The 15,718-nt window shown below is 50.5% G+C and carries 20 protein-coding genes; 7 read left to right on the forward strand and 13 right to left on the reverse strand.

Annotated elements, in window-relative coordinates:
• Window positions 1–17: 17 nt before the first annotated feature.
• From mgtE to BZG81_RS01425, 12 genes are all read right to left on the reverse strand, one after another.
• Window positions 18–1,385 carry a magnesium transporter gene (gene mgtE, locus BZG81_RS01370; protein ID WP_021022681.1) on the reverse strand — a complete coding sequence of 456 codons (1,368 nt, stop codon included), beginning with the start codon at window positions 1,383–1,385 and terminating at the stop codon, window positions 18–20.
• 106 nt (window positions 1,386–1,491) lie between these two features.
• Window positions 1,492–1,788: an HPr family phosphocarrier protein gene (locus BZG81_RS01375; RefSeq protein WP_077676590.1), complete on the reverse strand. Its 297-nt coding sequence runs from the start codon at window positions 1,786–1,788 to the stop codon at window positions 1,492–1,494.
• Window positions 1,785–2,636 carry an RNase adapter RapZ gene (gene rapZ / locus BZG81_RS01380; protein ID WP_077459901.1) on the reverse strand — a complete coding sequence of 284 codons (852 nt, stop codon included), beginning with the start codon at window positions 2,634–2,636 and terminating at the stop codon, window positions 1,785–1,787. Before rapZ ends, BZG81_RS01375 begins: the two co-directional genes overlap by 4 nt.
• A gap of 24 nt (window positions 2,637–2,660) precedes the next feature.
• Window positions 2,661–3,104 carry a PTS IIA-like nitrogen regulatory protein PtsN gene (ptsN, locus tag BZG81_RS01385; protein WP_021022678.1) on the reverse strand — a complete coding sequence of 148 codons (444 nt, stop codon included), beginning with the start codon at window positions 3,102–3,104 and terminating at the stop codon, window positions 2,661–2,663.
• Window positions 3,105–3,107: 3 nt separating this feature from the next.
• Window positions 3,108–3,395, reverse strand: a complete 288-nt coding sequence (gene hpf, locus BZG81_RS01390) for a ribosome hibernation promoting factor (RefSeq protein ID WP_021022677.1) — start codon at window positions 3,393–3,395, stop codon at window positions 3,108–3,110.
• 25 nt (window positions 3,396–3,420) lie between these two features.
• Complete coding sequence (locus BZG81_RS01395; protein WP_077660147.1) at window positions 3,421–4,890, reverse strand: RNA polymerase factor sigma-54; 1,470 nt, start codon at window positions 4,888–4,890, stop codon at window positions 3,421–3,423.
• A 121-nt stretch (window positions 4,891–5,011) separates the two neighbouring features.
• Window positions 5,012–5,737, reverse strand: a complete 726-nt coding sequence (lptB, locus tag BZG81_RS01400) for an LPS export ABC transporter ATP-binding protein (protein ID WP_021022675.1) — start codon at window positions 5,735–5,737, stop codon at window positions 5,012–5,014.
• Between the two features lie 8 nt (window positions 5,738–5,745).
• Window positions 5,746–6,282, reverse strand: coding sequence for a lipopolysaccharide transport periplasmic protein LptA (gene lptA / locus BZG81_RS01405; RefSeq protein ID WP_077460037.1), 537 nt, complete (start codon window positions 6,280–6,282; stop codon window positions 5,746–5,748).
• The gene (lptC, locus tag BZG81_RS01410) at window positions 6,263–6,826 is read right to left on the reverse strand and encodes an LPS export ABC transporter periplasmic protein LptC (protein ID WP_077459898.1); all 564 of its coding nucleotides are present in this window, start codon (window positions 6,824–6,826) and stop codon (window positions 6,263–6,265) included. The genes lptA and lptC overlap by 20 nt, the downstream gene beginning before the upstream one ends.
• Entirely contained in the window at window positions 6,823–7,383 is a 561-nt protein-coding gene (kdsC, locus tag BZG81_RS01415) for a 3-deoxy-manno-octulosonate-8-phosphatase KdsC (protein WP_077660146.1), read from the reverse strand. Before kdsC ends, lptC begins: the two co-directional genes overlap by 4 nt.
• Window positions 7,383–8,357, reverse strand: coding sequence for an arabinose-5-phosphate isomerase KdsD (gene kdsD / locus BZG81_RS01420; RefSeq protein ID WP_077660145.1), 975 nt, complete (start codon window positions 8,355–8,357; stop codon window positions 7,383–7,385). Before kdsD ends, kdsC begins: the two co-directional genes overlap by 1 nt.
• 14 nt (window positions 8,358–8,371) lie before the next feature.
• Entirely contained in the window at window positions 8,372–9,334 is a 963-nt protein-coding gene (locus tag BZG81_RS01425; protein WP_077660144.1) for a calcium/sodium antiporter, read from the reverse strand.
• A 492-nt stretch (window positions 9,335–9,826) separates the two neighbouring features.
• Here BZG81_RS01425 and mlaF point away from each other — a divergent pair, with 492 nt between their 5' ends.
• Genes mlaF through murA form a run of 7 tightly spaced genes read left to right on the forward strand, consistent with a single transcriptional unit; the run spans window position 9,827 to window position 14,446 of the window.
• Window positions 9,827–10,627 carry a phospholipid ABC transporter ATP-binding protein MlaF gene (gene mlaF / locus BZG81_RS01430; RefSeq protein WP_077660143.1) on the forward strand — a complete coding sequence of 267 codons (801 nt, stop codon included), beginning with the start codon at window positions 9,827–9,829 and terminating at the stop codon, window positions 10,625–10,627.
• Window positions 10,623–11,402 carry a lipid asymmetry maintenance ABC transporter permease subunit MlaE gene (gene mlaE / locus BZG81_RS01435; protein WP_269087438.1) on the forward strand — a complete coding sequence of 260 codons (780 nt, stop codon included), beginning with the start codon at window positions 10,623–10,625 and terminating at the stop codon, window positions 11,400–11,402. The genes mlaF and mlaE overlap by 5 nt, the downstream gene beginning before the upstream one ends.
• A 2-nt stretch (window positions 11,403–11,404) precedes the next feature.
• Entirely contained in the window at window positions 11,405–11,884 is a 480-nt protein-coding gene (mlaD, locus tag BZG81_RS01440) for an outer membrane lipid asymmetry maintenance protein MlaD (RefSeq protein ID WP_021022667.1), read from the forward strand.
• A gap of 5 nt (window positions 11,885–11,889) precedes the next feature.
• A complete protein-coding gene (gene mlaC, locus BZG81_RS01445) occupies window positions 11,890–12,564 on the forward strand; it encodes a phospholipid-binding protein MlaC (RefSeq protein WP_077645744.1) in 675 nt (224 codons plus the stop codon).
• Window positions 12,561–12,875 carry an STAS domain-containing protein gene (locus tag BZG81_RS01450; RefSeq protein ID WP_021022665.1) on the forward strand — a complete coding sequence of 105 codons (315 nt, stop codon included), beginning with the start codon at window positions 12,561–12,563 and terminating at the stop codon, window positions 12,873–12,875. The genes mlaC and BZG81_RS01450 overlap by 4 nt, the downstream gene beginning before the upstream one ends.
• Before the next feature lie 26 nt (window positions 12,876–12,901).
• Window positions 12,902–13,147 (forward strand): BolA family protein, encoded by a 246-nt coding sequence (locus BZG81_RS01455; protein ID WP_425271618.1) that lies wholly within the window; start codon window positions 12,902–12,904, stop codon window positions 13,145–13,147.
• A 9-nt stretch (window positions 13,148–13,156) separates the two neighbouring features.
• Window positions 13,157–14,446 (forward strand): UDP-N-acetylglucosamine 1-carboxyvinyltransferase, encoded by a 1,290-nt coding sequence (murA, locus tag BZG81_RS01460; RefSeq protein ID WP_077660142.1) that lies wholly within the window; start codon window positions 13,157–13,159, stop codon window positions 14,444–14,446.
• Between the two features lie 82 nt (window positions 14,447–14,528).
• Here the strand turns inward: murA and degS are convergent, their stop codons facing one another.
• Window positions 14,529–15,599, reverse strand: a complete 1,071-nt coding sequence (degS, locus tag BZG81_RS01465) for an outer membrane-stress sensor serine endopeptidase DegS (RefSeq protein WP_077660141.1) — start codon at window positions 15,597–15,599, stop codon at window positions 14,529–14,531.
• Window positions 15,600–15,718: the final 119 nt, after the last annotated feature.

The following is a 15,718-nucleotide window of genomic DNA, read 5'->3' on the forward strand; positions in this document are numbered from 1 at the left end:
GATTAACCTTATCTGCGTTAAGTAATAAACAGCGTCGCCAAGCCTAAAAAGGCAAGCAAGCCGACCACATCGGTGATGGTGGTGAGCGCCATGCCGCCCGCTAACGCCGGATCGATATTGTATTTTTTCAGCAATGTCGGTATTGCGACCCCAGCAATGCCCGCGATAAATAGGTTGACCAGCATTGCACCGGAAATAATTAACCCTAACTCAATACTGCCTTTCCAAACCACCACAATGCCACCAATAATAGCGGACCAAATCAGCCCGTTCATCAACCCCACGGTGGCTTCTTTGGCCAGTAACCAGCGGGTGTTGGAATCACCGATATGGCCGACGGCAAGCCCTCGGATCACCAGTGCGACCGTTTGGTTACCCGCTACACCACCCATAGAAGGGACGATGGTCATTAAAACGGCGATTGCCGCCATTTTATCCAGGGTGCCTTCAAACATATTAGAGACGGACGCCGCGGTTAGGGCGGCGAGCACATTGATCCCAAGCCAAATGCTACGACGACGTGCACTTTTAAAAGCCGGTGCAAAGGTGTCTTCCTCGTCATCCAAGCCTGCCATACTCATCATCGAATGCTCGGCATCTTCACGAATAATATCGACGACATCATCAATGGTAATCCGACCGACGAGGTGATTACGTTCGTCGACAACAGGGGCGGAAACCCAGTTACGACGCTCAAACAAATGGGCGACATCGCCATCATCCATGGTGACGCTGATCGCTTCATCAGGATCCTCCATGATGTCAGCAATGGCGACATCCGGCTGATTCACCAAGAGGGCACTGATAGGCAAATTACCGATTAATCGGCCATTGGGATCAATCACGTACAAGGTATCGGTGGTATCGGGTAACTCACCGCGCATGCGCAAATAGCGTAAGACCACGTCCACGGTGACATCATCACGAATAGTGACGACGTCGGTGTTCATGATCCCGCCTGCAGACTCCTCAGGATAGGAAAGGGCTTGTTGCACCCGCGTCCTATCTTGGGCATCCATTTGCGCTAGCACATCTTGAGAAACGTCCTGAGGCAAGCTACGCAGCAAGTAGGCGACATCATCGGTCTCCATGCCCTCGGTGGCTGCCGCAAGCTGATCGGGCGCCATCCGCACCATGATACCGTCTTTAACGTCCTCCGAGAGCTCATCAAGGATTTCCCCCTGATCCTCTGGATCGGTTAATTGCCACAGAACAAGACGCCCTTTTGGCGGCGATGCTTCTAGCAGGTGGGCGGTATCTTCCGGCTCCATGTCCTCAAGCATGCGACGTACGCGTACGAACATCCCTTGCTCAAGGAGTTGAGTGACTTCTTGGAGACGTTGGTGGGTTTGGTTACTTTGTTCTTGTTCTGTTGACTCTGCCATCGGTCACTCCCCCAAATGCAATGACTAAAATTCTAACCCAATCAGGGGTGTCTGTCTCATGACAAATCGGTTGAAGGCGGGAATTGTGGGCAATGAATGCACAGGCTTACGTCGTGGTGTGAGAGGTGACCGTGTCTTCGTCAAATCCCGCATCAAATAACGCTTTGACTGCATCTAGGGCTAACGCTGACTGAGGGCCATCGGCCGACACTGTGATCGTTTCGCCTTGTGCTGATTCGAGCATCAGCATCGCCATCACACTGTCTGCATTAGCGGACTTAGTGTCGGTTTGTAGGGTGACTTGCGCATCATAGTCTTGCACTAACTCAACCAGCTTTATCGCGGCGCGGGCATGGAGGCCAAGGCGATTACGGACACAGACCTGTGCTGACAAGGCGGTCATCCTTGTTGCTCCAACGTGCGATGACGGATTTGCACCTGTTCGCCTAACTCATGAAAATAATCAGATAAATACTGGGCAACATAGACAGAGCGATGTTTACCACCGGTACAGCCGATTGCTACGGTCACATAACTGCGGTTGTTATTTTTAAGCGCCGGGAGCCAAGACTCTAAAAAGCCCTTAATTTGCGCGATCACCATTGCGACATCTGGCTGAGCGGCAAGAAACATGCGGACGGGTTTTTCTAAGCCAGTATGGGGTCGTAACGTGGGCTCCCAATGCGGGTTGGGTAAAAAGCGAACATCAAACACATAATCGGCATCGGCGGGCAAGCCATGCTTGAAGCCGAACGATTCAAATACCATGACAAGATCGCTGCTGGTGCGGCCAAGCACCAAGGCACGCACAGATTCACTCAAATCGTGGATAGAGAGCCCGGATGTGTTGATAACGCGATCGGCATGAGCTTTTATCGGTGCCATCTGTTGCTTTTCGGCTTGGATCGCTTGCTCAAGTGACAAATTATGTCGCGATAACGGATGCAAACGCCGTGTTTCACTGAATCGTTTGATCAGATCCTTGTCATCCGCATCCAAATAATAAAGTGTCACATCGCAGACTTGTCGTAATGCCTCTAAGGTATCCGCGATCGGCTCTTTCGCATTCGGAAGGTTGCGGATATCTAAACTCACCGCGATTTTGGCGTCGGCGTCATCTTGTGACACGACAAAGTCACGCAGTAAGTTAACGGGTAAATTGTCGACGCAATAGTAGCCAAGATCCTCGAGTACCCTTAGCGCCACTGACTTGCCTGAGCCAGAGCGGCCACTGACAATTTTTAGCATCATAATGTTCCCCGTTAGCCTGATGGCTTATTGCGTAATAATGTTGTAGAGCTCTTGGTCTGAGTCAGCACTGCGAAGTTGACGACATAGCTGTTTATCGTTCAGCTTCTCCGCAATGCTCGAAAGGGTTTGTAAGTGCACCTTACATTGCTCATCGGGTACCAGTAACGCGAATAGCAAATCCACCGGACGTTTATCGACTGCATCAAACTCGATAGGTTCCGCACATTGCAACAACACCCCGATAGCCTGTTGGCTCTCAAGTGTTCGCCCATGTGGGATAGCAATCCCCGCGCCAATGCCTGTGGTGCCGAGTTTTTCACGGCTTAGCATGCATTCAAACAATTTTTGCGCGTTAGTGCCCATTTTATCCGCAGCAACCTGACTAATAATTTCCAGGGCGCGTTTTTTGCTGGAGCAGTGGACAGCACTACGCGTGCAGTCCACTGAAAGTACATCTTTAAGTTCCATAGCCTAATGCTGTTTGAGCTTTTCTTTGTGTTTACTCAGTTGTTTAACCAGTTTATCGGTCAACCCGTCAATGGCCGCATACATGTCTTGCGACTGTGCTTTCGCATGGAGCTCGCCGTTATTTACATGGAGCGTTGCCTCTGCGATTTGGTCAAGCTTTTGAACATTCAGTACAACATGGACATTGTTAATGTGCTCGAAAAAGCGCTCGAGTTTAGCAAATTTGGTTTCCACATACTCGCGCAATGGTGGCGTGATGTCGACAGACTGTCCAGTCAGGTTGATTTGCATACACATTTTCCTTCTGTTGAGGCGTCTACAATAGACGCTTGCGCTGGTTTGACGGCGCAATGCCAAGTGACTCTCGGTACTTGGCAATGGTCCGTCTTGCAACTTTAATGCCTTGCTCGGCCAGCAATGCGGCAATCTTGCTATCACTGAGTGGCTTGTTTGCCGGCTCGTCAGCGACCAATTTTTTTATGAAGGCGCGAATCGCCGTCGATGAGCATTCACCGCCATTGTCGGTGCTCACATGGCTGGAGAAAAAGTATTTCAGCTCGAAAATACCGCGAGGCGTATGCATATACTTTTGTGTGGTGACACGGGAAATGGTCGACTCGTGCATATCCACATCAAGGGCAATATCATTCAAGACCATGGGCTTCATGGCCTCCTCGCCGTATTCAAAAAAGTCATGTTGGTGCTCAACGATACAGCGCGTCACCTTAAGTAAGGTGTCATTGCGGCTTTCCAAGCTCTTAATCAGCCATTTTGCTTCTTGTAAGTGTGAACGAATAAATTGGCCATCAGATGCACTGCAGCCATTGCGTCCGTAAGCGGCATATTGCTCGTTCACTTTCAGTTTAGGCACACTATCTGGGTTAATTTGTACCACCCATTGGCCTTGGTGTTTAAACACGGATACATCAGGGACCACGTACTCAGCTTCGTTGGTGACAATTAAGTTACCCGGGCGAGGCTCTAAACTGTGGATGAGCTGCATCACCGCTTTAAGCTCCGGCTCTTTTAGACGGGTTTCTCGCATGAGTTGGCGATAATCGCGATTGGCAAGTAAGTCCATATGCTCGGTCAAGACCTTGCGCGCGTCTGCCAGCCAGGGTGTATTGTCATCATAGGTGGCCAGTTGCAGCATTAAACATTCTTGCAGTGAACGCGCCGCAATCCCCAGAGGATCAAAGTGCTGGACGCGTTTAAGCACCGCTTCAACTTCATCCAGTTCAATATCATCACTGCCGAGGCTATCTAAAATATCCTCGGTACTGACTGAGAGATAGCCTTGGTCATCCACCGCATCAATGATAGCCATGGCAATCACGTGATCGTTTTCGGAAAATGGCGTGAGCTCAAGCTGCCATTTTAAATAGTCATATAGCGTCTGCGTGGTTTCGCCTTGATAAACGGGCTGATCATCATATCCACCCACACCGGTACTGCCGGTGCCAGCAGAGTATAAGTGGTCCCACGTCGTATCAACTGGGAGATCATCCGGCATTTCGTTTTTTTCGAACGCATCGGATGTTTCCATGGTATCGGCACTGGCGGTTGCCGTTTCTTGTGAGGCCGCATGCTGATCGTGCTGACTATCACTTTGATCCGTGTCTTGCTCTTGGCCTTCGTCATGTTCCAATAGAGGGTTGGATTCCAACGCTTCTTGGATCTCTTGTTGCAAATCCAACGTCGACAGCTGCAACAGACGAATCGCCTGTTGCAGTTGTGGTGTCATTGCGAGTTGTTGTCCAAGCTTAAGCTGAAGCGTGGGTTTCATAGAGGCTTTACACCTTTCCTTTTTCAACGACCAAAGAGGTTAAAAACGCTTGCTCTGGTCAACAGAGCAAGCGCTTTATTTAACTATAGCCTTGATTGGCATTTTTTAGCGTGAGCCGATCCTACAATTTGAACTGATCGCCCAAGTAAACCCGTTTAACGTGATCATCATTGAGCACCTCATCAGGCGTGCCGTGTGCAATCAAGTGACCTTGGCTGACAATGTAAGCGTGCTCACAGACACTGAGCGTCTCGCGTACATTGTGATCAGTGATGAGCACACCGAGACCACGGTCACGTAAGTGTTCAATGATTTTTTTTATATCGATAACCGAAATCGGGTCAACCCCAGCGAAGGGCTCATCAAGCAAAATAAATTTAGGGTTCGCGGCGAGGGCGCGCGCAATTTCAACCCGTCGGCGTTCGCCCCCAGAAAGCGCCATGCCTAAGCTGTCACGAATATGTTGGATATTAAACTCGTCTAACAAGTCTTCGGCTTTGTCCTGACGCTCTTCTTTAGTCAAGGATTTACGCGTTTGTAGCACCGCCATGAGATTATCGTAGACGCTGAGTTTACGAAATATCGACGCTTCTTGCGGTAAGTAACCGATCCCCAAGCGAGAGCGATTGTGCATGGGTTGAATGCTGATGTCTTTATCATCGATATAAATCGCCCCCTCATCACGGGCCACTAAACCCACAATCATATAAAATGAGGTGGTTTTTCCCGCACCATTCGGGCCAAGCAGACCGACGATTTCACCGGATTTCACTTCCAAGCTTACATCGGCGACGACCTTTCGCCCTTTATAACTCTTTGCCAAGTTGGCCGCTGTCAGTGTTGCCATGTGGCCTCTTATTCCGCGTCTGACTCAGATGAATCGTTATTGGATGAATTTTTTTTACTTGTCGGCTGTAAAATCGTGGTGACCCGTTTGTTGCTATCACTCTCGGCAACCAATTGTTGTTTGTCGATTTCGTAGGTGATCACATTGCCCTCTACCTGGTTGCCACTTTGCTCGAGCATCGCATTGGTCGACATTTTGAGATATTCATTACCGACTTCATAACGCAGTTTGTTCGCTTCGCCATGAATCTGTTTGCCGTCATCCATGGTTTGCTCAAAGGTTGCCGGTTTACCATAGGCTTCGATGGTTTCACTGCCATCTTTCCCCTCCGGGCGGATAACGATCAGTTTATCGGCCAAGATTTTAATGCTGCCTTGGGTGAGCACGACATCTTGTGTGAAGGTCACCGTATTGGTGGCCATGTCCAAATGCTGACTTTCAGATTGAATGTGAATAGGTTGCTCGGTGTCGCTACTCAGCGCTAGTGAGTAGTGCGAAAATAGCAACATCGCACCTGCTAGTGCTTTAACGAGGGGTCGTTTCATATCGGCCTTTAACATCGTCTAACAATTCCATCTGGTGGCTACCGAAGTTGCCCTTCACGCGTTTTCCTGTGGTTTGAAAACGGGTGCCCGTGATGGTGGTAGGACTATCGGACCAAAAATCTCGTGTTGTGAGGTTTAAGGTCACAGAGTCGGTGGTTACCGAATCAATTTGTGCATTCGGCAGTAAATTAAAAATACGGACATTGCCCGTCATAGTGAGCAGGTGCTCGTCCGATAAAACGGCGTAGTTTGCGCTCACACGCCACTCTTCATCTTGGCCGTCTTGATAGGTCCAAAGTACAGGCTCATTAAAATGGGTCTCATCGATTTTGGCGTAGTGCTCAAGATGCTTGGCTTCAACGGTATAACTACGCACACCGTCAGCAGTATACTGCACCGTTTCAATGTCTTCGCCGGTAAACAAAGGCTTTTCTGCATCAGGGGTGACCTGTTGCACCTTTTGCCAACGGTGCTGGGCCAATAGGTAATAGCCGCTGAGTGCACAAAGCACGATCAGTAAAAGCAGGCCTAGCCGCCGAGTCATACACTCAAACCTTTGTGTTGATCGAGCTCGCCACGGGCTTCTAGCAGCAAATCACAGACCTCTCTCACCGCGCCAAACCCACCACCAATGTGGGTGACATGATCAGCACGCGATTTTAGCAGTGGGTGGCCATCTGCGACGCAACAAGACAGCCCCACTTTTTCCATCACTGGCCAGTCAATCAAATCGTCACCAATATAAGCTGTGTGTGCGGGAAGTACATCACAGTGCGAACACAAATCTTGGTACGCGGCTAACTTGTCGCTTTGGCCTTGATACACATGTTTGACACCCAGTGCGCGCATTCGGTTCTCAACGATCTGAGATTGGCGGCCTGTAATGACAGCAACTTCAATCCCGGCGTTCATCAATGATTTTATGCCGTAGCCGTCGCGGGTATGGAACGCTTTGAGTTCTTCGCCTTGATTGCCCATATAGACGCGACCATCAGAAAAAACCCCATCAATATCACAGATGAGTAATTGAATGGCAGCGGCACGCTGGAATACGTCGGTGGCGATAGGGCCGTACAGCGTTTCAATTACGGTAGAGGCCATTAGATCACTCCGGCTTTTAAAAGATCATGCATGTTAAGGGCGCCAAGCAGCTGGCCGTCTTTGGCAACCAACAACCCGTTAATTTTTCGCTCTTCCATGAGTTTAAGTCCTTCTGCCGCAAGCAACTCCGGTTCAATCGTCACCGGGCCTTTTGACATCACCGAGCCAATGGTGGTGGTATGCAAATCAATCCGCATATCTAACAAGCGGCGTAAGTCACCGTCGGTAAAAATGCCGGTCAGCTGTTGATCAGCATCGACGATAGCGGTCATCCCCAAGCCCTTTTCAGACACTTCTAATAAAGCATCGCGCACGGTGGCTGTTTCGGGCACCACGGGTAAACGCGCGCCTTGATGCATCAAATCACTGATGCGCAGTAACAGCTTGCGTCCTAATGCACCGCCCGGGTGCGAAAGCGCAAAGTCATTCGCGGTAAAGCCCCTTGCTTGCATCAAGGCCATGGCAAGGGCATCGCCCATTACTAAGGTGGCAGTGGTGCTCGAGGTAGGAGCTAATGCCAGTGGGCAGGCTTCTTGCGGGACATGAATGTTAAGATTCACTTTTGCTAACTGCCCCATGCTAGATTGCGCATTGCCCGTCATACAGACTAACGGAATGCCCAAGCGTTTAATCACGGGTAGCAAGGTTAATATCTCACCGGCCTCGCCGGAATTAGAGATCGCGAGCACCACATCGCCTTGGTTGATCATACCTAAATCACCATGGCTTGCTTCGCCAGGATGGACAAAAAACGCAGGCGTTCCAGTGCTGGCGAGGGTGGCAGCAATTTTTTTGCCAATATGGCCTGACTTACCCATTCCCATCACCACCACTTTGCCGGTGGCGTTTAGCATCAGCTGGCAAGCCGCCTCAAAACGATCATCAATGGCGGCTTTTAATTGTGCAATCGCGTCTTGCTCAATGTTAAGGACATCCAGCCCGGCGCGGCGAAAGTCAAAACTGTATTCACTCATTGTACTGTGTCCGTTTAGGCGGCAGCGTTAATAAATAGGTAACTTTGGTAACCGATATAACAAAGTAAGAAAATGGCGCCTTCGATGCGATTAATACTGCGTGATTTGCCCAACGCAAACACCAGCAACATAATAGACAGCACCAGCATAATATAATAATCACGACTCATGGCATATTCGCTGATCGCTGAGGGGTTGAGCAACCCAGGAATGGCCATGACCGCGAGAATATTAAACACATTCGAGCCGATGATATTACCCACCGCCAAATCATCTTCACCCTTCATGACGCCGGCAATCGAAGCGGCAAGCTCAGGAAGGCTGGTGCCAATGGCGATAATGGTCAAGCCAATCACCAGATCACTCATGCCAAAATACTGAGCGATGGTAACCGCGGAGTCGACCACTTGATCCGATGACAGCAACAGTAAAGGCAAGCCGATAATAATCCATATCGCCGCTTTCAGGTTGCTAACATCCTTAGGAATGTCAGACTGCTGATCGGCCAATATTGGGTCGGAATCACCTGAATCTTTACCAATTTTAATCATCATTAAAATAAAGATCACAAACAGTGTGATCAGTCCCACCCCTTCGAAAAACCCTAGATGATTATTCCAAAGCAAGGCCCCCGCGAGGACGGTGACCCCAAGCATCAGTGGCAGTTCACGGCGAATAATGGTCGACCCAATCGACAGCGGCTTGATCAGCGCGGTAAAACCAAGAATAAGCGCTATGTTGGCGATATTTGAGCCTAAAACGTTCCCCACTGCGGTATCGGTTTTATCGGCGAGGGCAGCGTTGGCAGATACCATCATTTCCGGTGCCGACGATCCCATGGCGAGAATCGTCATGCCGATGATTAAAGGCGAAACGCCGTAGTTTTTCGCGATTGCAGCCGCGCCAAAGACCAGTCGATCGGCACTCCATACCAGCACGATGAGTCCAACAATGAGTATGGCAACCGCTATAACCATGACACCTATCCTTTGCGTTGTGAATTTGGTTCAAATGAGGGGCAATTCTGACGGTTAAAGGGGGAAATGTGAAGCAAAAAGCCCCCATGTGAGTTATCAATTCCGGCATTTTCTACCCACTGACTTACGGATACGATAAAGATGGTTCACCATGAAGCGGGTTGCTGTGACAGGATCATCTTGATGTTGCCGCCGTGGAACGGCCACCGATAAACGGCCGCCTGCTCGCGATTAACGATTGCGCCACGGTTAAGGTTTGTATCGCAGCTAAGGCTGGTATCGTCGCCAAGGCTTATATCGCGGCTAAGTCGCGTCACAGGGCAAGGGGCGCACATTGACCTCGTCTTGACATATAAACCGTTTCTTGGCTGCTATTATCAGGGATGGGTCACGTCCTGCTTGGCCCGATACGCAGGCTGGCTTGTGTTAGGCGGGGTGACACCTTATTATCAGCCACTTCATTTTGTTCCTTTCCAACCATGAGATGCGGCCATGGCAGCAAAGAGCCTGATAGATATCAATGGGATGACATTCTCACGGGGTGACCGATGCATTTTTGATCATGTCGACTTGCAGGTACCACGTGGGCAAATCACCGCCATTATGGGGCCCTCAGGTATCGGTAAAACCACGTTATTACGCTTGATCGCCGGCCAGCTAAAGCCAGACGCCGGTGATATTGTTTTTGATGGCCATTCCATTCCCTCGCTAGGGCGTCGCCAATTATTCGATGTCCGCCAGCGCATGAGTATGCTCTTCCAATCAGGCGCCCTGTTTACCGATATGTCGGTATTCGATAATGTTGCCTTCCCGCTGCGCGAACACACAGACTTGGATGAATCCATGATTCATACCATTGTAATGCTAAAGCTTGAGGCGGTGGGATTAAGAGGGGCTGCCGCATTAATGCCCAGCGATCTCTCAGGCGGTATGGCCCGTCGAGCGGCTCTGGCCCGTTCAATTGCCCTTGATCCAGAGCTCATTTTGTTTGATGAACCCTTTGTAGGACAAGATCCCATTACCATGGGCGTGCTGGTGACCTTGATTCGTCAACTCAACCAAGCACTCGGGCTAACGTGTGTGGTCGTTTCACATGACGTGCCTGAAGTGATGAGCATTGCCGATAAAGTGTATCTTTTGGCCGATAGCCGTATTATCGCCAGTGGATCGCCGCAATCGTTGCGAGATAATCCAGACCCTTGGGTGCAGCAGTTTTTAGAAGGGCATGCCGATGGACCCGTGCCATTTCGTTATCCCGCGGGTGAGTTAAAGCAGGAGATTTTCGGTGATTAAAACACAAATCGCGGACATGGGTCGTCGAACCATGCGTGTGGCCGAGTCAATGGGCCGCGCCACCTTTGTGATGACCGGTGCGCTGGTGGGGCGTCCTCAACCGAGTAAAACCTTCCCACTGCTTATTCAACAACTCTATTCTGTCGGAGTACGCTCACTCGCGATCATTATTGTCTCCGGGTTATTTATCGGCATGGTATTAAGCCTGCAAGGGTATTTAGTCTTGTCGGACTTTGGTGCCGAGACCAGCCTTGGGCAAATGGTTGCTTTATCGCTACTGCGCGAGCTTGGCCCTGTGGTCACAGCACTGCTATTTGCTGGGCGGGCGGGATCCGCGCTGACCGCTGAAATTGGCTTGATGAAAGCCACCGAGCAGCTATCGAGTTTAGAAATGATGGCGGTTGATCCGCTGCGTCGTGTCATTGCGCCCCGGTTTTGGGCCGGCGTCATCGCCATGCCTTTACTGGCGGTGATCTTTATGCTGGTCGGGATTTGGGGCGGCGAGCTGGTCGGGGTAGACTGGAAAGGCATTGATCATGGCAGCTTTTGGTCGGTGATGCAGGCATCGGTCGACCTTGGCTACGATGTGGGTAACGCGCTGATCAAAAGCCTCGTTTTTGCTATCGCCGTGACCTGGATTGCACTTTTTAACGGTTATGATGCCACGCCAACCTCGGAAGGGATCAGCCGCGCGACCACACGTACTGTGGTACATTCATCGCTGGCCGTACTCGGCCTAGACTTTGTCCTTACTGCACTCATGTTTGGGAATTAATCATGCAACAGAGTCGTAAAACAGAATTTTGGGTAGGCTGCTTTGTGATCGCAGGGATTGCAGCGCTATTAGCCCTTGCGTTTCAAGTCGCCGATGTTCAGCGTTGGGGGCGGGCAGACACCTACACCCTCACCGCTGAGTTTGACAATATTGGTGGGTTAAAAGTGCGCTCCCCTGTCAAAGTGGGGGGCGTTACTGTTGGCCAGGTAACGGATATTTCGCTCAATCCAGACACCTATGTCCCACAAGTGACACTGCAAATCAGTGAAGAAGCGGGACGTTTCCCGGAATCGAGCTCGGCGTCGATCTACACTGCAGGGCTGCTGGGCGAGCAATATATCGGTATTACCCCAGGGTTTGTCGATGAAGCGCTCGGCATTGGCTATTTAGAGGCGGGAGAAAAAATCCAAGACACCAAGTCGGCCCTTGTCTTAGAAGATTTGATTGGTCAGTTCCTCTACAGTATGGGTGACAAGGAGTAAATGGCATGAGAAAGACACTTATCGCATTAGGCTCGGCGCTGAGCTTGATGTTAGTCAGCCTTGGACAGACGGTACAGGCCAGTGAGCCGGTCGACCAATCCAACCCATATCAGCTGATCGAACAAGTCGCAGAGAATACGTTTTCGCGCATACGCAAAGATCGTACCTTGCTCCGCGCTGATCCCGATTTATTACGTGATGTCGTCAAAGACGAACTCCTACCTTATATCCATACGCGCTATGCGGCGTCGCTGATATTAGGCGCCCAGTATTATCGCAAGGCAACGCCTGAACAGCGCGATGCATTTACCGAGGCCTTCACCGAGTACATGATTGCCTCCTATGCACAGATTTTACTCGAATATGACGACCAAACCATTGAGGTTCAAAAGGATAAACCGATTGATCCGAATGATAAAATTGTCAAAGTTCGCGTCGATATGACTGACGCATCACGTCCGCCTATTCGTCTGGATTTTAGCTTACGTAAAAATACGCGGACAGGAAATTGGCAAGCGTATGACGTGACGGCTGAAGGAGTCAGTATGATCCAATCGAAGCAGTCTGAGTGGAAGACACCACTGCGTCGTGATGGTATTGATGCCGTGGTCGAACAATTAAAAGAGATCGCCAAGCGGCCCATCCGTCGTGAAGATAAGCAAAAACAGGATGCATCATGAGCGTCAACTTGACGGCTGGCAGCGAGCAGCACTATCACTTGTCAGGACGGCTTGATCGTGACACAGTGCCTGCCTTTTGGCGTCAGCGTCACCAATGGATCCCAACCGATAACGCCTTAACGTTAGACTTAAGTGCGTTATCACGTGTGGATTCAGCAGGAATGGCGATGTTGCTCCACCTTGATCGTACGCTGCGTCATCAAGGACAGCAGGTACGGTATCAAGGGATGCCTGAACAGCTAAAACTATTGTTAACGCTGAGTAATTTAGACACATTTTTTGACGATGCGGAGCATCAACAAGGAGTTTAAACGTGGAAGCAAGCGACGTTAAAGCCATTTTAGAGGCCGCTTTTTCAGAACAGGCTCAGTCAGTGGACGAGCTGCATGTGAAAGGTGATGGCAGCCACTTTGAGGTCATCGCTGTTGCAGAGATGTTTGACGGTATGTCACGCGTAAAAAAGCAACAAACGATCTATGGTCCGCTAACGGATCACATTGCGCGTAATGATATTCATGCGGTCAGCATTAAAGCGATGACACCGGCTGAGTGGGCACGCGATAAAAAGCTGATGCAGTTGTAAGAGGATATGATGCAAAAGTTTCGAGTGACGGGCAATGGCCCGCTTAAAGGTGATGTGGCCATTTCTGGCGCAAAAAATGCCGCCCTCCCGATTTTATTTGCTTCATTACTGGCTGAAGAGCCAGTCGAAGTCGCGAATGTCCCTAAGTTACGCGATATTGACACAACGATGGCCCTGTTATCACGCTTAGGGGCCAAGGTGAGTCGCAACGGGTCAGTGCATGTTGATGCCAGTGAGATTACTGAGCTCTGTGCGCCTTATGATCTCGTGAAAACCATGCGTGCGTCTATTTGGGCACTTGGGCCGTTAGTCGCTCGCTTCGGTAAAGGCGAAGTGTCTTTGCCTGGCGGTTGTGCGATTGGCGCGCGGCCCGTGGATTTGCACATTAACGGCCTTGAACAGCTCGGTGCCACCATCACATTGGATGAGGGCTATGTGCGTGCAACCGTCGATGGTCGCTTGCAAGGCGCGCATATCGTGATGGACAAAGTCAGCGTCGGCGCGACAGTCACCATCATGAGTGCGGCGACGTTAGCGCAAGGTACCACGGTGATTGAAAACGCGGCGCGTGAGCCAGAAATTGTCGATACGGCCAAGTTCCTCAACATGTTGGGGGCAAACGTCACGGGGGCAGGCACCGATCGCATTGAGATTGAAGGCGTAGAGCGTCTTGGCGGCGGTAAGCACACCGTGGTGGCAGATCGCATTGAAACCGGCACCTTCTTAGTCGCGGCCGCGGTGTCTGGCGGGCATATTGTGTGTCGCCATACCTCGCCAGAGTTACTCGAAGCGGTCCTTCATAAGTTGGAAGAAGCCGGTGCCAAGGTAGTAACGGGTGATGACTTTATCGAATTAGACATGACAGACCGCGAGCTCAAAGCTGTGAACGTGCGTACCGCGCCACATCCGGGCTTTCCAACCGATATGCAAGCTCAGTTTAGCTTGCTGAACTTGGTGGCCAAAGGCACTGGAATAATCACCGAAACCATCTTTGAAAACCGCTTTATGCATGTGCCGGAATTACAACGTATGGGCGCTCATGCAGAGATTGAAGGCAATACCGTGATCTGTGGTGACACCGATAGCCTAAGCGGGGCACAAGTGATGGCGACGGATCTGCGCGCCTCTGCCAGCTTGGTGATTGCCGGCTGTATTGCAAAGGGCGAAACCTTGGTGGATCGTATTTATCATATCGATAGAGGCTATGAGCGTATCGAAGATAAACTGCAGGCCTTAGGAGCTAAAATAGAGCGCATTGACGCCGATGAAGTGAACGAGTCCAGTGATATCGCAGGCTAATTGGCCTTCATGCTTAACACAAAAAACGCCAGCCCTCACAGGCTGGCGTTTTTTATGGGCGCCTATTTTCGCTATGCGTTGATTAACGCTGCTGGCGTTCATCGCCCACTTTGACCGGCAAGGTCAGGGTTTCACCGTCTCTGATCAGCGTAATGTTAAGCGTTGAGCCAGGGCGTGTATCGGTCACCATATCCATCGCACCGCGTGCACCGCGCACGGGCTTGTCGTTAATTTGAATAATCAAATCTTGAGGCTGAATCCCCGCTTTTTCTGCAGGTCCGTCTTTATCAAGCCCAGCGACCATGACCCCACGTTGCTGCTCGGCATCTAATAATCGGGCCATCACCGGGTTTACATCACGACCATCAATGCCAATATAGCCGCGGATCACTCGGCCATCGGCAATCAGTTTATTCATGATTTTTGCGGTTAAACGGTAAGGGATCGCGAAGGAAATGCCATAGGTTTCAAGGTCGGTTGCTTGTTGAAAAGAGGCGGTATTGATGCCGACGAGCTCACCGCGACTGTTTACCAGCGCCCCGCCAGAGTTCCCTCTGTTAATGGCCGCGTCGGTTTGGAGAAAATCCTGGCGACCATAAAAGCTCATCCCGGTCCGGCCGGTAGCCGAAATGATGCCATAGGTGGTGGTTTGCCCTAAATTATACGGATTGCCGATGGCGAGCACGGTATCGCCCACCGTGGGTTGATAATTTTGATTGACTGGGATCACGGGGAGATTGTCTGCTTGAATTTTAAGCACGGCTAAATCCGTACGCTGATCTTTACCCACCATCTGTGCCGTGAAAATGCGCCCATCTTGCAAGGCGACGATCACTTGGTCGGCTTCGGCGACAACATGATAGTTGGTGACGATATAGCCTTTAGCGCTCATGAGCACCCCAGAGCCTAACCCTTGGGTATTAAGCTCTAATTTATCGTTACCGGTATAATTACGGGTGTAGATATTGACCACCGCTGGCGATGCGCGTTTAACCGCATAGCTAAATGACACCAGTTCTGCCGTGTCTTGGCCGTCGCTTTCAATAAAAGACAGTTCGGATAACACGCCCGAGCGCAAATCAGGCACCGCGACTAATAGCAAGGCAGCCGTGACTAGGCCAATAATCACGGAACGAACAAGTAAAGCCAGCATAAACAATGCCATCCTCAAGCAAAACAAAGCGAGGCTAGAGAATAGCATTGTGAGGTCGGGTTGTGGAAATCATCACCGTCTTGGGCGGATAAAAAAACCATGAGCCAATAAAAATGCCT

The sequence above is a fragment of the Salinivibrio sp. MA607 genome (genome assembly GCF_001996245.1).
GTDB classification, from domain to species: Bacteria; Pseudomonadota; Gammaproteobacteria; order Enterobacterales; family Vibrionaceae; genus Salinivibrio; species Salinivibrio costicola.